Genomic DNA, 15,227 nt, shown 5'->3' on the forward strand with positions numbered 1-15,227 from the left:
CATTTAGATTATATGATTCTTTTACGTTGTGTGCGTCTTACTTTTTAGGTTCGAAAATGCTGCAAGTAGGGATGAGGAATTTCATAAAAGAGGGTGTTTTTTATTCAATTACGGGGAAACACGGTTAAAGTTCTTCAATTTATTGAAAGAAATTTCGATAAGATGGCGCTCTTTTTAAGAATATATTGTTATGTACTGTTTTTTTGCGGAGAGATAAGAGAAGTTATCGAAGCATTAATGAGTTTGCGCCATCATTCTATCTGTCCTCTCTCACAGACAGTCTTGGCATTGAAACAGTTCGTAAGAGACATTTTTATTTTTTTGAAGAATTTTTATCCAAATTGCAACTTGGCTTGTGACGTGCAAGCGAATGATTTTGGGTGATTGACTTTAAAAGAGTTTGCAATGAAAGAATCCCACAATATTCGGAACTGTCATTCAAACTGCGAAACGATGAGTTATCCTTATAAATCAATGTTATGTGGTATTTACACATTCATGGCAATTGGCATGGTATCGATAGAAGTTATTTTAATCCTGATATCAGAGGGTCAGATGGAGAGCTGAAATTTGGTTTTTGAAAAATTTGTTTAGGATTATGATAGTGATCTGTAAGGATTGATACTACTTTTGTTTGCGCTCACCCCTATATAGAAGTTTTAGATTGTGAGGAATGCTCTAGAAACGAGGAGCATGTGAGAAGTATATATACTGTACAAGTTATTGATTTATAATGATAATTTATCGTTATTCATATTGTATGAGAGCCCCGAATACTGTTAACATTCTCTCATTTCAATCCTGTTTATCTTGCATCAATCAAAACTACTTGTTTGCACATAATAAGCGGAATGAGTGTGTCGATAGAAAACTCTTTAAGAAAGGACTAAAAATGCCTCTTATGAATCATCTTAAGTGCCAAGAACTTTAGCAACATGTGAGGGAAGGCAAAGAGTATGATGGTGCCGGCTTTCTCCTTCACAAGCGTAAAGATGAGAATGCTCAATCGATTTATCGTTGTCCCCTTCAAGGGCGCCGCCGTAAAATGAGCTTGGGAGCGTTGAGAGATGTCTCTTTAAAACAAACCCTTGAATTGGCGACTGGGTGGCGTTCTATTTTACGTGAGGGTCGTGACCCCATTGTAGACACGCAATAAACAAAAGCGCGAAGCAATGCGCAATCTCCATTACTTAAAAGATATCGCTTTAGATGCTTTTGAAATCGTGAATAAGATACCAGTTGACCATAAAAAAGTCATGCTGTTGTGAAGTTCTTGGGAATAAGCTTTTTATTTTCTTCTGAACGATAGGGAACACAAGTGATATCATCCAATTAGATGAGCTTCTCGAGGCAAGTAAAAAGAGATAAATTATTGCGTAATAAAGATTATGCTTTGGAGGCAAAAAGAAGACGTGTAAGGAATAAAAATACATCACAGTGATTTATAAGGATGATTTATTGTTTCGCAGTTTGAATGACAGTTCCGAATATTGAGCGATTCTTTCATCGCAAACTCTTTTAGAGTGAATCACTCAAAATCATTTTCTTGCACGTCATAAATAGAGCTGATATCTTGATAAAAACTCTTCAAACAAGGAATAAAAGTAAAAATGTCTCTTATGAACTGTTTCAATGCCAAGATTGTCGTAGCATTAGAAGTTGTCATAGAGAATGATGGTGCGAGCTTGTTGAAACCCTTTTCTAACGAGAAGCTTTCATCCTTTGAATTTTAGTTTTTAAAATAAAATGAACGTTTTCAACAAAATGATGGGTTAAGGTTTTTCATCATCATACTCATCCAAAACTGACTTTAATAAATGAGAAATTCTTTATTTATTGCTGCATTTGATAGAATACGGCTTCTTGATCATTCATCTGTTTTCCACAAACGGAATATGATGATCTGCATAACTTTACTTTCTAATCTTAACTGAAGATGCAGAATTCAAGCGGTGCAATAGGTACCATATTGTATATGCTAGCTTTGTTTCTCTTCATTCACAACAGATGTGTGTTTAAAGTGTTTGCCTATTTTCATTAAACTGGACTTTAAGAAAATTGTCTTGATGTCATCTACTGAAGAGGATGTTTTTAGTAGATAAAAGTCTATAAAATTATACAGATTGGATTATTTTTTCACTTTTTAGTAGATTCTTTTGTTTGAAAAAATTGTGGTTGATTTTATGAGTAAAAAAGCTCCTTTTTGGAAAGTAAAAAAATTAGAAGAAATTTCCTTTTCTGAGTGGGAAAGTCTTTGTGATGGCTGTGGGCGGTGTTGTCTAAACAAAGTGGAAGATGATGATACTGGTGATATTTACGCCACCAGTGTTGCGTGTCGTCTTTTAGATGGTGAAACTTGTCGGTGTCGAGACTATGCTCACCGTAAATTAATTGTTCCAGATTGTATATCGTTGAATCTTGAAACGATTAAAACAGCTTGTTGGCTTCCAGAAAGCTGTGCTTATCGACTAATTTATGAGGGAAAGGATCTTTACTGGTGGCATCCACTGGTGTCAGGAAGTCATCAGACAGTCCATCAAACAGAATTTTCTGCGTGTGGACAGGTAGAAATTTACGAAGATGAATTGTCTTGTGAAGAAGATTACCTTCAATACATCACCGGCCTTCTCTGTGAAGGTCAGTGACGAGACTGTTTTATCCAGCAATATATTCTATTGATTTAATTGATAGCAAATACTACGGTGACACTTACGCTGTAATTCAGTTCACCACTTGAAAAAGTTGTATCTGCGTAGCTTGCATTTGCTGCCCTGCTCATGAGATGTGGCTTTGCATAATAATTGTCATCATTTTCATTGATTTTAATAATTTTTCCTAGTTTTAAATTAGCTGCCTCTGCTATGGTTTTTGCTTTTTCAATCGCTTCAGCAATGGCTTTTTTTCGTGCTTCTTGATAGAATGGCTTTGTATCGGCATTGGTAAAGGTAATACCATGCACGGAGTTGATGCCGAGCGCCATTGCTTGATCAAATATTTTACCAGCGTTGGAAAGATCACGAATGCGTACTGTTAAAGAATTTGAAACATGATAGACAATTCCATTGCCATTGTTCTTTTTTTCGTGATGTTTGTCTGGATTAGATTGATAAATGGATAAGCCTGATGTTTGCAGATCATTTTCTTGAATGCCATTGCTTTTAAAAGCGTTTATAATATTATTCATAGACTTATTGTTGTCTGCTAATGCCTTTTGAGCAGTTTTGTCTTGTGTAACAACAGCAAGATTGATAATTGCCATATCTGGTGTGGCTTGATTTTCACCGGTTGCAGTAACCGTAATAGTTGCGTTTTTCATTTTGCTTTCTTCAGCGTGTGTGACAGGCAAAGCTGCTAACAGTGTGAATGCTAGCATAGCCATTTTAACCGGATAACTCTTCAACGTTTTGGAAATAATTACTTTTTTCATCTCTCTTCCTTTTCTTTGTTGATTGACTATCTTTTCATTTTCTTGAGTTCTTGTAAAGAAATTAGGGCATTAGAAAAAAAACCGATAAAAAAGAGAAAAAGGTGGCTTATAATTTAATCAAGCCCTTGTGTCATAGAGCATTTTAGTTTAGAGAAAAGCTGCTTGTGGGGCCTGTAGCTCAATTGGTTAGAGCCAGCGGCTCATAACCGCTTGGTTGGGGGTTCGAGTCCCTCCGGGCCCACCAGTAGTCAATAAAGTGAAGAGTTTATTTTGGTTGTAAAGGACTTTGTGTTTTTCGTTTTGTTGTGACATTCTACACGGTCTCTGTATAAATTTTTAACTTTATTTTTAAAGAGTTTTCGAATTCTTCTCTGTTTTTTTCTAAAAAGTTTTATTCTTAGTCTACTTTATTTGTTGTACGTCTACAAAGCGCATTTTTGATAATGATTGTGCTTGATGGTATAAAATTTCTGTAAAGATAACAGGTTATCACATATTTCTGCTCTCTTTCCATCTTTCCTCTTTAGAAATCTGCTGTCAGATTACATTCACTACGAGGATTATCCTTTCGAATTATTGGAGAGATTTTTATTGTCTGAAGAGAAAGTTTTTGCAGTCAGTGTTTTTTTATAAAGCAACAGCATCTCTTAGTTTTGCCAAAAGCGCTTGAAGTTGTGCGTCCGTTGTAGCTGAATTGGGACAATATATGGCAATGATTTTTTTAATCTGTATGCTGCTTTTATCATAAATGCAGACTCTCTTTCCAAGAGAATCAGTTTTAAGAGTGACGGTTGGTTTGGATGAAATAGAGGGGTATATATTTGGAATTTACTTTCCTTTATTTTTAGAGGGATAATATTCTCCTGATGTTTTTTCAGCCAGAACGATCATCTTTTACTAGGATGTAAGTTTGCAGAACAAAGACTATAAATTCACATAAGTTTGTAAGTTCTACGAGAGGGGCTGCTTTTTGTAATATTTCTCTTTTTTTCTTACAAAATGGGAGTTCATTCCTGTTTTTGAGAAGAGATTTTCTTACCCTGAATTTGGCTTATCTTCAAAGAATACCATGAGAATGCTTTTAGAAAATTTTGGGCAATTATTGGTTTTATTGTTCAACGTTTCTTGTAACATGCGCTTTTTATGGCTCTTTAGAAATTTTTCCTATGGCATTGGAAATTTTCATCAGAATTTGATTTTCTTTACAGGATAGCACTTGATGCTCTTAAAAGAGCAATTTTATTAAACCCTATAATAGGTCTTTTGATTCCAGGGGAGATAAGCTCTTATGATTCGGCAAAAAGCATTGTTGTTGGTGTCAATAAACTTTTGCATTTCATAGGTTCTACTAATTCTAGCCCATGGTTTATAAGCAATGCGCATATGCCATAGAATTTGGTCATGTGGGGGGGAACAAGATGAGGAGGGGGAGATGAAAATTTATAATTTAAGAGAGTGACGATTCGTTATATTTATTTTTTTGCACATTGAATAATTTTTCTGGATAGATTGCTGAAATTGCTTTTGGAAATTTTTTAAAGAGAGATAAGTCATTGATCAATGGCTTTTATTTCTCTTAATTTATAACTTTATTTGGACTTCTGTTAGAGTACCTGCAGTGAGTGGTCACTTTATATTCACAGTGTAGATAGTGAGGTACGTCTCAACTCTTTTTGGGTTATTTATTCATGAGATCAAATATGTATATATTGAAAATAATTATTTTTAGCAGTCAATCTCTTCAAACCGTATAATCTTATCAGTAGATTCATATCTTTTATTTGTGATCTGTTCTTTCTCGTTGATGTAAGGTTGTCGTAAATCTGGATGTTCTTCAAAATATTCATTTTTTTGTGAATCAATTCACTGTCTAAAGAATCATACATTCTCATTAATCATTTCTATAACCAATTATATGACTCTAAAGCTGAGAAGCGCTATGCATAGTCCATATCATTTAAAATCTTTGTGCTGTCGAAAATACAACATTTTTCATGATAAAGGTTCACCTTTCTGGTTATTTTTAGTTTTCCTAAAACACCATTCTCATTTTTATGAAGGTTTCCAGCGCACAGATACTATGTAAATTACGATCATAAATATTGATTATTTTGTCGGTAAATTCGCATTTTTTTCCAGTATGATGTCTTTTAAATGCGTTGTTTTATCTTTTTATTTCTTGAGAAAGTAAGTCGATGCTTTTTATGATGATTTTTGCTGGAAGAATGCCTTTTCTGTTTCATTTGTGGTCTGAGTTCTTATAGATAAGGTGATTTATAGGTTTTTTTATTTTATCTTGATAAAGTAATAAGTGCCTTTTTTTGAATGTTCTGCTAACCAAAGTTCTTTATCTTTATTATATACTTTATCGTTTATGCAAAGCTGTTAGTTTTTTCATTATTTTTCTTGAAATTAAAATTGATTTCTTTTTCATTTTATACTTTTAAAAACAATATTTGATTTGTTTAAAAAAGATCTTTTTTGTTTAATTTATATTGCAGATATCATTAACACTTGGCTTCATTATATCTTTTTTAGTATTATCATTTTTTTATAATAAGTCTCTGTTAGTATTTTAAGACCATTTGTAGAAGGGAGAGGTTCTTTTGAGAAACAGGTGCACAGAGTTGTAGAGAGCATTGATGTTCATAAAATTCATCTCTATCGCATCGTTATTTTTTGCTTGGCGGTGTTGTTTTGAAAACATAAGTAGTGCTGTGTAGAATAGAATCGTGATATATTCTTTCTTCAAAGTAAGTCTGTTCTCATTCTCTCACGTAGGATTCAGTAAAATCTTCACAGATATTTTTACATCGGTTAATTATTGGTTCGACTCACAAGATCTGAACAGCATTATCAACGTTGTTGATAAGAGTGGTGATATCAATTGTTTTATAAAGAAGTCTGGACCGTGTGATGTTTTTCGTCTCACCATGGTACATAACTAATAAAATTCTACCTGCATTTTATAAAAACCAGTTTGTTTACACAACTGATTCCATACGGCCTATTGCAATTCGTTTTTTCTCAGGTATGGGAGTGTGTATAAACGCTTTGGCGTTATTCGATTTGATAATATTGGAGAAAAATATGAAGAATGAAGAAAACTTTGAGAAAGTTTTAGCGCGTATTATTGTGAAATGGGAAGCTTTGTCTAAAACTCAAAAGCAGAAGATATTGGAAAGAGTAGAAAATTTCACTGCTTCTTCTCAGTTAGCAGAAGACTTAAAGCTTCAATCTTCTTTTTATCACCAGACGAAATCAGAGCTATGAGTCTTAAATCTTCATCGGAGATGTTAAAACCTGTGATTACATATATGGCGCTGGCATTTCCGAGTGTATTAAGAAGAGCCATGAGTTTATCTACGGAGGGTCTTTTTCCTCCTTTTATCATTTGTTGTACGTAGTTTTGTCCACAGCCTGCTGCTTTGCTTATTTCAATCATCGTTCGTCCATCACTTTCTATCAGTTTAATTAAACGTTGGAACCAATCTTTTTCAGTCTTTGTCATTTTTAGACCTTTACACATTGACGCTATAGCGTTATTATCGTGTTGCAAATTTAGAATATATGATAAAGGAGCGTGAAAATATCCATGCGGAGCTCTTCGCTTATGAAGGATAAAGAGTTTTTTTACTTAGTAACAAGATGCCCCCATACACTTTCGGATTTGAAGCAATAAGAATGGTTGTTTAAGTCTACGATTGTTATAGGTCGGACACGTATGGCCAGAAATGGAAATATGCATTCGTGCGTTCATGAAGTACTATCCTGATAGTATACGTAGTGGCATTATAAATCAAGATATACTCCAACATTGACATTTGTAAGAAGTTTGCGCGTTAAGGTGGTGTGCGAACACGGCTAAGCTTTGCAGCCTTAAGGAAAAGAATGATGGCTGTAGAAACATAAATTCATGGGTAAAAAATGCTGGTTTTCCTTTTGTTTTGATAAATGGAGTCATCGTTCGATGGTGTATCGCATACGTGTGTTAAGAAATTTCGCAAACTTCAAGAAAAGTGACGTTTATGATTTTAAAGATCAAGGTAATTATTGCTTAGAACGTGATACAAGGAGTAGATCTTTTATCGAAGATCAATGTGTTTTTAAGGATGCCATATTTAATAATGATTCTTACGTTCGCAATGGAGTCTGTGTTTGTGATAATGCGCAAGTACATTGTATGTTTTCCGTTTCCAGTTTTGCTGTTGTTGAAGATAAGGCACAAGCATGTGGATCTATAGAGATTTGCAGAATTTCGCATCTTTCCCAAAAAATAAAGATTATTCGTTCTTCCAAAAGGATTGGTACTGCATATATCTATAGTGGTACAGAGATTTATGATTCTGCTCAATTTTTCGTAAATTCTCAGATTTATGGCAATGCTTTAGTTGGGAGTTCTGTAAAGGTTCGCGAAAAGGCAAAAGTCGAATGTAATCCTCAGTCCTGTGAGTGTGAAGATTTGCGCAATGATGAGGGGATTTACATATATTGCTGTATTTTCCATGCTGCAAAAGAGGCAAGTAACAACAATGCGCGTAGGGCGTGTGTTGCGTATCTTCCGCCATGAACTTTGTTTGAAATCCGTTATGTTCTTGCGTCTGATGTAAATAAACCCAATAGGCGTGAGAGGATGGAGGAGAGCTACTTTACGTCATTTATTAGCGTGTTTTGATAGAGGCAATAAGGATGTCGAGAGTGATTATCGCACTTGGCACATATGGCTTTTTGCATTCTTTTTTTTGAGAGAGAGCGAAACAAAATATATCTTTCACTGTAATTTAAAGGAGATCAAAGTGAGTATAAATGAAATTTTATGGATAGGAGTGGTTATTGTTTTGCTTTTCGGTGGTGTCATATTGCGGTTTGTTTTGTATTATCGGGGTCAGGCTCAAGCTTTTCAAGAAGAAGCAAGAAAGATAAAGCATGAGTTCTTAAGGGATTCTATGAGGATAAACGAAGAACGTGATAGGGCGATTAGAGAGCAAAATATGGTGATTAAAAGACGCGATCAGACGATTGCAAAGCTAAAACAACAAGTTAAACAGTACGAAGAAGCTATGCAGCAACATCAGGAAGAGATTAACGCTGAGGATGAAGCGAAAGAGTGATGATATCGATATTGTGCATTCTGCAAGACTTTGGAAATGTTGAGATGAGCTGATTTATAATAAGGTTTGATCATCAGAGATAAGCCTTGTTAGGGATAAGTCTTGTTTATGAGGGTGAGTGTTGAGTTGTTGCTAAGGGGCTATAGTTTTTTCTAAAGTTTAAGTTTATGGAAAGATAATCATTGAGGACAATGCTAATTTTTATGCTGATGCGTATGTTGTTTAAACAATTTTGCAGGGATCGTTAATTGGAAGAACAAGGTTTTGGGCGATAAAATATTTTCAAAGAATAAGCCTCTCAATGGTGATGATATAAACAAGAAAGTTTTATGAGATGAGAGAAATAAATTGGTCATGATGATTTGATAGAAAAAGTAGAGAGAATAAGATGAATGCAGAGAACATTGGCTCTTTGGGAGAGTCATCATATGCGTAATTTGTCTTCTGTATGTATTTTATCGCGTTTTTTATTTTTATAAAAAGACGCAAAATTGATGAGATGAGATAAAGGAAAATACTATTTGGTCTCAAAAAATTATGATGCACTTGTTGGTAGGAAGAGGATAAGCTTTGAAAGAAGAGGAAGATGAGCTTTTCTTGAATGCAATTTAACAGGGATAAGAAGAAGAGCGTAAATATACACCTGTCATGAGTTTATTTGAAGTATTTTGCACGTTGTTTGGGATGAGAGGATATGAAGTGCTAAATATCATAACTTTAAGGCTTAAATGCAAAGAGGCAATACTTACACTTCATTAAAAGCAAATGAATGCTCTTTTTAGGAGCAAAATAAAAGTCAAAACATCATAATGTTAAGAGTGATTATTGGCTTTGTCTGCATTTTTCTTAAGATAGTTTATTTGGTAAAATTCAAATAGATTTTCTTCGAGTATGGTGCCGTGCTATATTTGAATTGCTAGAATATTTTGCATCAATTATAAGACCTCAATTGTTGGAAAGTTAGGTTGATTACTGAATAGGGTTGTATTTTTATTTAAACATAATTTCCAATTTTTTAAAATCGAGCTTTTGTTTTTTTTGTTAAAAGAGATGTATTTTTCTGCTTCTCCTTGCTGTTTAAGGTTTCCTTATGGTTGTTAAGATAGCTTCATTGTTTTTATAAATTTTTATATCTTTTTATTGAATTTTTTTTAGTTCTGTTTGGATCTTTTTTATTCAGAAATTACGCTTACTAAAATTCCTTTATGATTATTATAACTTAAGTTCATTTTTTTATGCTAACTGTTGCTTTTGCATATTGCACACGCTTTCTCCTGCTTTTGGTAAAAAATGGTAGAACATAAAAATATTTTTCATGGGGTTGCCAATGGTTTTATATGGTTCTCTATTTGATCTAGTTATGAAAGTGCGTTGGGCGATTTATACTATGAATGGTTTGATAAATAAAATGGTCCATGTTCAAATATGCTTCTGTGAAGGAGGTATGATTTGTTATTGTGCATTTTATAATGGCTTACAGAATACGATAATCAGGAGGTTGAATATCTGTTTTGCAGCAGGGGGGTGTCACGTTCTTATCAGATATTGTTCATGTTTATGGCGTTTATGAACTCTCTTAACAGCATGGTGTGCAGATTATCAGATACCTTATCTTGTTAAGGTGGTTAAGAAAATGCGACAGGAGAATGCGTCAAAAGAAAAGAGGAGGAAGGCAATATATTTTAAAAAATGATCAGAATGGCAATCAAGCAGCTGTTTAAGGCGATGTCGATAAATGAAAGAGCACAGAAGGTCATGTATGTCATTTCAGTAAGCTTCGAGTAGGATTTTTGTAGAAATGTGACTTCTTGATTTTGCTTGTTTACCGTTTTACGATTTTACGCGAAAATTATGTAAATTTTCTCTTTTCTCTTTCTTTTTTAAGATCTGTTTCCTCAAATTTGATAACAGCTTAGTTAGCTTCTTTATCTCTTCAGCTTGAAAGAGCACACTGTGCTGCTCATTTTTTGGATGACAATAAGCATTTCTGTTGTCGTCTTAATATGAACTATAAGACACATGTTATTCCAAGGAAATGAAGTGCACTATTTTATCTTTATGTTCATATCGATGAAAGATTTTGTTTTTGATATATTCATGATTGATCATAATAAATCTTCGACTATAGAGTATAGCGTTATATTTTCATGACTATTGAAGTTTCAAATAACTTCGCTTTTCACAAGCTCACGGTTAATGGGGATTTTTCAATGTTTTTTCTATAAAGATTTCAAGATAACTTGTTTTAGAGCATGGGATAAACGGTGTTGTAAGTTTGGTAAGAAATCTTTTCTGATATTGTTTATCTGTCTATACTAGTTTTGCATGTATATATTTTTGTTGAGGGGTATTGGCAATCTTTCGTTTACAACTTAAATCCATAGATGCGCTTACAAATATTTTATCGAAATCTAACATAAGATCAGTTTTTATAGGTTTGTATATAATATTCGTGATTTTATAGACAATTTATAGTGTTCAGGTTGTTTTAGAATATTGTTAAGAATTGATTTCTTAAGAAATGTTACTGTATTTGCAAGAAGAGCAGAAGCATTGCTTCTTGCTGGTTGATAAATTCAAAAGTTGTTGAATTGTTAGTTTGGAAAACAGATACAAAATCTGTGCAAGGCTTCACTGAGAGTTATCTGTGAGTATACGAGGAATAATATAATAATCCCCCCCTTTTTTCCATTATTGGAAAAATATTCTTTGTTCGTTACCAAAGTGCGAAATATACAGAGTAAAATTTTATTTTAATGGTAAGGAACGTTAAGATTGAAGCTCTCTAATAAGGGCTTTATGTGTAATTTCTTTTATTTGCTCAATATTTATAAGAATATCTTTCTTTGTTGGGTAACCTTTACTCGAAAAAGCAATTTTTTGTTCATCGCTTGAGATTAGACGCCAGTACCATTGTTTGTGGACCCCTTGAAACACCTCAAAATACATGCTTCCTACCTCATAAAATAGTCGATAATTTGCAGGATAAATATTCAACTCCTTTGACTATGAGAATTAAAGTATGTCTCTCCAGTAAGGAGTCAATATATTTTCCTTAATTTTTTCTCAAACAAATAATTTCTATGAGAAATTTATTTTGTAACAAGAAAATATTTATTGTCAATAAGGCAAAAATAAGTAATTTATACTAAAAAAAATTTATTTTAATTTGATGAATATTTATTTTTCCTTTTATTAGTAAAAAATTCTAATTCACTTATTCTATTTAAGACTATTCAATTTTTTTACGAAAAAAAATTATAGGATACACCAAAACTCATCACCATAGAAAAAACTATTCTTACTTTCTCCTATGCTGATAAATTTTTATTTTTTTTCGTCGTCTCTTTTAGTATGGACGTTTATTGATTAGCGATAACTTCTTTTTGCGATACGCTACGAATAAGTAAATCAATGAATAAGCTAAGGGCGTAGGAGTTAGCCATTTTTGCCTTCATATCAATCAGAGAGGTTGCAGCTTTGGGGGTGTATCTGTTAGCTGAACCCTGTCTTGACAAATAGTGTTGCAACTTCTCATAAGAGCTTTCGATTTTTTCTTGATTTGGTTTTTTACTACGATCGCTATTGGAAAGGATTTCTTCAAGCCCCTCAATTTTTTTGATAAAATAGTTCCAGTCAAAGTCACCTTTAGTATATTCACTGTCAAACATTTTTCCTTGTCCAGTTAAGAGCCAATTAATATTGACACCGTACAATGTGCGATATGTTTGTAAGACACTTAGATTGGGTTCTCTCTCGCCGCGTTCATAAAAAGCAATAGAGTTTTTTGTCATGCTAAAACTTTTAGCCAATGCTTCGCGTGATGGATCACCTAAAGCAAGACGAACATAACGTAAACGTTTTCCAAATATAGTTTTTGATTCAGTTTCAGGACGTGCCACGAATTATCTCCCTCAGTAAATCATCATGGTATCATTTTAAACCAATAAAGGCACAGTATGTATTAATATATCATGATGTAATGTCAATATTTATTGCTTTCATTTTTTTGTATTTTTTAATTTTAATACATAAAAAGTTATTTTGATAGTGCATAGCAAAGGATTTTTTACTTTTTGTATTATATATTATTTAAGGCTTTTCTTCATTGCAAATAAAAGATGTTTTTACTGTTTTTTCTCTTGTTTTTTTGGGGAAAAATTCCATATAAATACCCCATGGGATTTTATCTCTTTTTACATTAAGAGAGGCAATCTTTAAGAGAGGCAATCTTTCGCTTTGCCGAGCAGATGAATTTAAAGAAATAAATTTTTGAGGAAATAGATCATGGTTCTGTTAGGCTATTTGCGATGGCCTTTTTTTTTCACGGCCATTGGCGTCTTTTTGGGAGGGGCTATTGGTTGGTTTGAAACGGAAAGTGTTATTGGTTTTCTTAAATATTTTTTTATTTGCTGTGTTTTAGGCATTTTAGAAATTTCTTTATCTTTTGATAATTCTATTATTAATGCCCGTGTTCTTGAAAGAATGGATCCTCTTTGGCGCCGTCGCTTCTTGGTATGGGGAATTTTAATAGCAGTGTTTGGAATGCGTCTTGTTTTTCCGTTGTTGGTGGTTGCTGTTGCTGTTGGTGTTAATCCAATTGCCGCAGTAAAATTAGCAATATGGCAACCACATCAATATGCTGCAGTCTTAACGGATGTTCATGTGTCAATTGCAGCTTTCGGAGGCACTTTCCTGATGATGGTTGGGTTGAAATATTTTTTTGATGCTGAAAAAGAAGTGCATTGGCTTGCTTTTATAGAGAGACCAGCTCAAAAGTTTGGTGCGCTTGTCGGGATTGATATTGCCATTGTTTTGGCTTTGATATTATTCTTTTCAGGGCAGGTGGCAACAGAAGATAAAATGGTTTTTTTATTTGCTTCTTTGTATGGACTTTTGACATTCATAGCTGTTGAAACGGTTAGTTCGCTCTTGGATGCTCCTAAAACAACTTTAGCTACGGTTGCCAAGGGGGGGGCAGGGGCATTTCTTTATCTGGAAATTTTAGATGCTAGTTTTTCTTTTGATGGTGTTGTTGGTGCTTTTGCGTTTTCGCATAACCTTTTTATTATCGCAATTGGTCTTAGTATAGGCGCATTTTACGTTCGTTCTATAACAATTATGTTAGTTGAGTCGCGTATATTGTTGCATTATCGTTATTTGGAGCATGGGGCTTTTTATGCAATTTTAGTTCTCGCAGTGATTATGTATCTACAGACTCTTCTATCGATTCCTGAAGTTTTCACAGGGCTTGTGGGGGTCTGTATTATTGGCATGGCATTTTATTCCTCTCTTCGCTTGAAGCGCCATCATCTCAATAAACATAGTGTCTCTTAATCTGAGTAAATTGAAGATTTTTTACGCTTTACAAGGACAGGACAAAACAAGTGACTTTAGGATGCCATGAGGAGTTCTATGCCGGATTCGTTCATGGTTTTTAGCATTGTGTTTAGTGATCCGTTTACATCAATACCAGCACAAGCATTTAATGAAACACTTACGTTAAAACCGCATTGCATGGCATGAAGCGCAGAGAAACCAACACAAAAATCCGTTGCTAAGCCGCACATAGCAAGCTGTGTAAAACCATGTTCTTGCAAATAAACTTGTAAACCTGTTGGTGTTTTTTGATCATTTTCAAAAAAGGCGGAATAACTATCAATTTTTTGATTATAGCCTTTTCGAAGGATCAGTTGTGCTTTATCAACTTTAAGAGAGGCATGAAAGTCTGCTCCTTTTGTTCCTTGTACGCAATGATCCGGCCACAGTATTTGCGGACCATAGTCAAGATTAACGGTATCATAGGGCTTTTTATCAGAATAGGAAGAAGCGAAGCTGCAATGGTTTTTAGGATGCCAGTCTTGGGTTAAAATAACATGATCAAAATGCTCTATGAGATTATTGACAGCCGGTAAAATGATATCACTTTGTGGTACTGCCAATGCCCCACCTGGTAAAAAGTCATTTTGAACATCAATAACAATTAAGACTTTTTTTTTCATCAACACATTCCTATAGGAGATTTACTTTTGTGATACCCTTTGAAAGACTATATCTCGTCTTGAAGTTTTGGAATAATTTGGTGGAGATTGATATTATCATGATCAAACCAAAAAAAGGGAGTGGATAAGTTTTTACAGTTCTTTTTATAGTTTTTCACCAATTGCAACCATGTACCAATGGGGAGTGCACTATAGTTACTCATTGCTACATGATGGTGGAGAGCTTTCATGATCATCGGGCTTGGAACGTCAGATCCTAGAAGAAGGCGCTCATTTTGCAAACATAATCTGAGCCATAGCAAAGCAAAGGGTGAAGTCCATTGCCTTCCGTGACATAAAATTGATGAAAAAAGAGTAGGATTTTGTCCGGCAAAATATAAAGCCCATAAAGCAAAAAAAGAGGGGGCATAGAGAATAGGTTTTCTCTGGAGTATCCTATCGCATTGATAAGTTGGCTGAATACGATAAAAACACACTGTTATATTTGCTAGGGAAAAGAGAGGTGAGGTTTGATAACAGGTTTGGGGTACAGCTAAAAAGAGCTGTTTTTTGCTTTGATAAGGGCCGTTTTTTTGCATTTAAAACCTTAGGAGGGCTTGTGAGATTAGAAAAAATATACCAATATAAAGTGGAAAGCTTTTGATGCAACGCAAGCTTTGTCTTTTGCAGAGTTTAAGAAAAGCAAAA

General features: G+C 34.0%; 11 protein-coding genes, 1 tRNA gene and 1 pseudogene. 7 read left to right on the forward strand and 6 right to left on the reverse strand.

Translation table 11 applies throughout. From position 1 onward, the window contains the following. Positions 1–937: 937 nt before the first annotated feature. The 3 genes and pseudogenes from BN200_RS05070 to BN200_RS05075 all read left to right on the forward strand — a co-directional run. Positions 938–1,220: pseudogene (locus BN200_RS05070) on the forward strand (integrase arm-type DNA-binding domain-containing protein); the annotation flags it as partial. Positions 1,221–1,610: 390 nt separating this feature from the next. Next, entirely contained in the window at positions 1,611–1,733 is a 123-nt protein-coding gene (locus BN200_RS09915) for a hypothetical protein (protein ID WP_019221454.1), read from the forward strand. A gap of 450 nt (positions 1,734–2,183) precedes the next feature. Then, on the forward strand, positions 2,184–2,645 hold the full coding sequence (locus BN200_RS05075) for a YcgN family cysteine cluster protein (protein ID WP_034989151.1): 462 nt from the start codon (positions 2,184–2,186) through the stop codon (positions 2,643–2,645). 35 nt (positions 2,646–2,680) lie between these two features. Here BN200_RS05075 and BN200_RS05080 read toward each other — a convergent pair whose 3' ends face one another. Further along, a complete protein-coding gene (locus tag BN200_RS05080; RefSeq protein WP_019221456.1) occupies positions 2,681–3,427 on the reverse strand; it encodes an SIMPL domain-containing protein in 747 nt (248 codons plus the stop codon). Between the two features lie 167 nt (positions 3,428–3,594). Between BN200_RS05080 and BN200_RS05085 the strand changes: the two genes are divergently transcribed. After that, a tRNA-Ile gene (locus tag BN200_RS05085) sits at positions 3,595–3,671 on the forward strand. 2,952 nt (positions 3,672–6,623) lie between these two features. Here BN200_RS05085 and BN200_RS05095 read toward each other — a convergent pair. Next, a complete protein-coding gene (locus BN200_RS05095) occupies positions 6,624–6,938 on the reverse strand; it encodes a helix-turn-helix domain-containing protein (RefSeq protein WP_034989154.1) in 315 nt (104 codons plus the stop codon). A 459-nt stretch (positions 6,939–7,397) separates the two neighbouring features. Here BN200_RS05095 and BN200_RS08560 point away from each other — a divergent pair, with 459 nt between their 5' ends. Beyond that, complete coding sequence (locus BN200_RS08560; protein WP_051007741.1) at positions 7,398–7,997, forward strand: hypothetical protein; 600 nt, start codon at positions 7,398–7,400, stop codon at positions 7,995–7,997. Positions 7,998–8,223: 226 nt separating this feature from the next. After that, complete coding sequence (locus BN200_RS05105; protein WP_019221461.1) at positions 8,224–8,538, forward strand: hypothetical protein; 315 nt, start codon at positions 8,224–8,226, stop codon at positions 8,536–8,538. 2,769 nt (positions 8,539–11,307) lie between these two features. Here the strand turns inward: BN200_RS05105 and BN200_RS05110 are convergent. Beyond that, complete coding sequence (locus BN200_RS05110; protein WP_034989156.1) at positions 11,308–11,487, reverse strand: YegP family protein; 180 nt, start codon at positions 11,485–11,487, stop codon at positions 11,308–11,310. A gap of 413 nt (positions 11,488–11,900) precedes the next feature. Beyond that, entirely contained in the window at positions 11,901–12,440 is a 540-nt protein-coding gene (locus BN200_RS05115; RefSeq protein ID WP_019221464.1) for a helix-turn-helix domain-containing protein, read from the reverse strand. 385 nt (positions 12,441–12,825) lie between these two features. Between BN200_RS05115 and BN200_RS05120 the strand changes: the two genes are divergently transcribed. After that, positions 12,826–13,875 (forward strand): DUF475 domain-containing protein, encoded by a 1,050-nt coding sequence (locus BN200_RS05120; RefSeq protein WP_019221466.1) that lies wholly within the window; start codon positions 12,826–12,828, stop codon positions 13,873–13,875. Between the two features lie 56 nt (positions 13,876–13,931). Here BN200_RS05120 and pncA read toward each other — a convergent pair whose 3' ends face one another. Both pncA and BN200_RS05130 read right to left on the reverse strand, forming a co-directional pair. Then, entirely contained in the window at positions 13,932–14,540 is a 609-nt protein-coding gene (pncA, locus tag BN200_RS05125; protein WP_019221467.1) for a bifunctional nicotinamidase/pyrazinamidase, read from the reverse strand. 47 nt (positions 14,541–14,587) lie between these two features. Then, entirely contained in the window at positions 14,588–15,118 is a 531-nt protein-coding gene (locus tag BN200_RS05130; protein WP_019221468.1) for a hypothetical protein, read from the reverse strand. Between the last annotated feature and the right edge of the window lie 109 nt (positions 15,119–15,227).

Origin of the sequence: Bartonella senegalensis OS02, from assembly GCF_000312545.1 — a bacterium.
GTDB lineage: Bacteria > Pseudomonadota > Alphaproteobacteria > Rhizobiales > Rhizobiaceae > Bartonella > Bartonella senegalensis.

Coding starts and splice junctions, on each gene's coding strand:
- BN200_RS05130 (WP_019221468.1), bottom strand. CDS start 15,118: ATGCAAAAAAACGGCCCTTATCAAAGCAAAAAACAGCTCTTTTTAGCT.
- BN200_RS05110 (WP_034989156.1), bottom strand. CDS start 11,487: ATGTATTTTGAGGTGTTTCAAGGGGTCCACAAACAATGGTACTGGCGT.
- BN200_RS08560 (WP_051007741.1), top strand. CDS start 7,398: ATGGTGTATCGCATACGTGTGTTAAGAAATTTCGCAAACTTCAAGAAA.
- pncA (WP_019221467.1), bottom strand. CDS start 14,540: ATGAAAAAAAAAGTCTTAATTGTTATTGATGTTCAAAATGACTTTTTA.
- BN200_RS05095 (WP_034989154.1), bottom strand. CDS start 6,938: ATGACAAAGACTGAAAAAGATTGGTTCCAACGTTTAATTAAACTGATA.
- BN200_RS05080 (WP_019221456.1), bottom strand. CDS start 3,427: ATGAAAAAAGTAATTATTTCCAAAACGTTGAAGAGTTATCCGGTTAAA.
- BN200_RS05075 (WP_034989151.1), top strand. CDS start 2,184: ATGAGTAAAAAAGCTCCTTTTTGGAAAGTAAAAAAATTAGAAGAAATT.
- BN200_RS05120 (WP_019221466.1), top strand. CDS start 12,826: ATGGTTCTGTTAGGCTATTTGCGATGGCCTTTTTTTTTCACGGCCATT.
- BN200_RS09915 (WP_019221454.1), top strand. CDS start 1,611: ATGTCTCTTATGAACTGTTTCAATGCCAAGATTGTCGTAGCATTAGAA.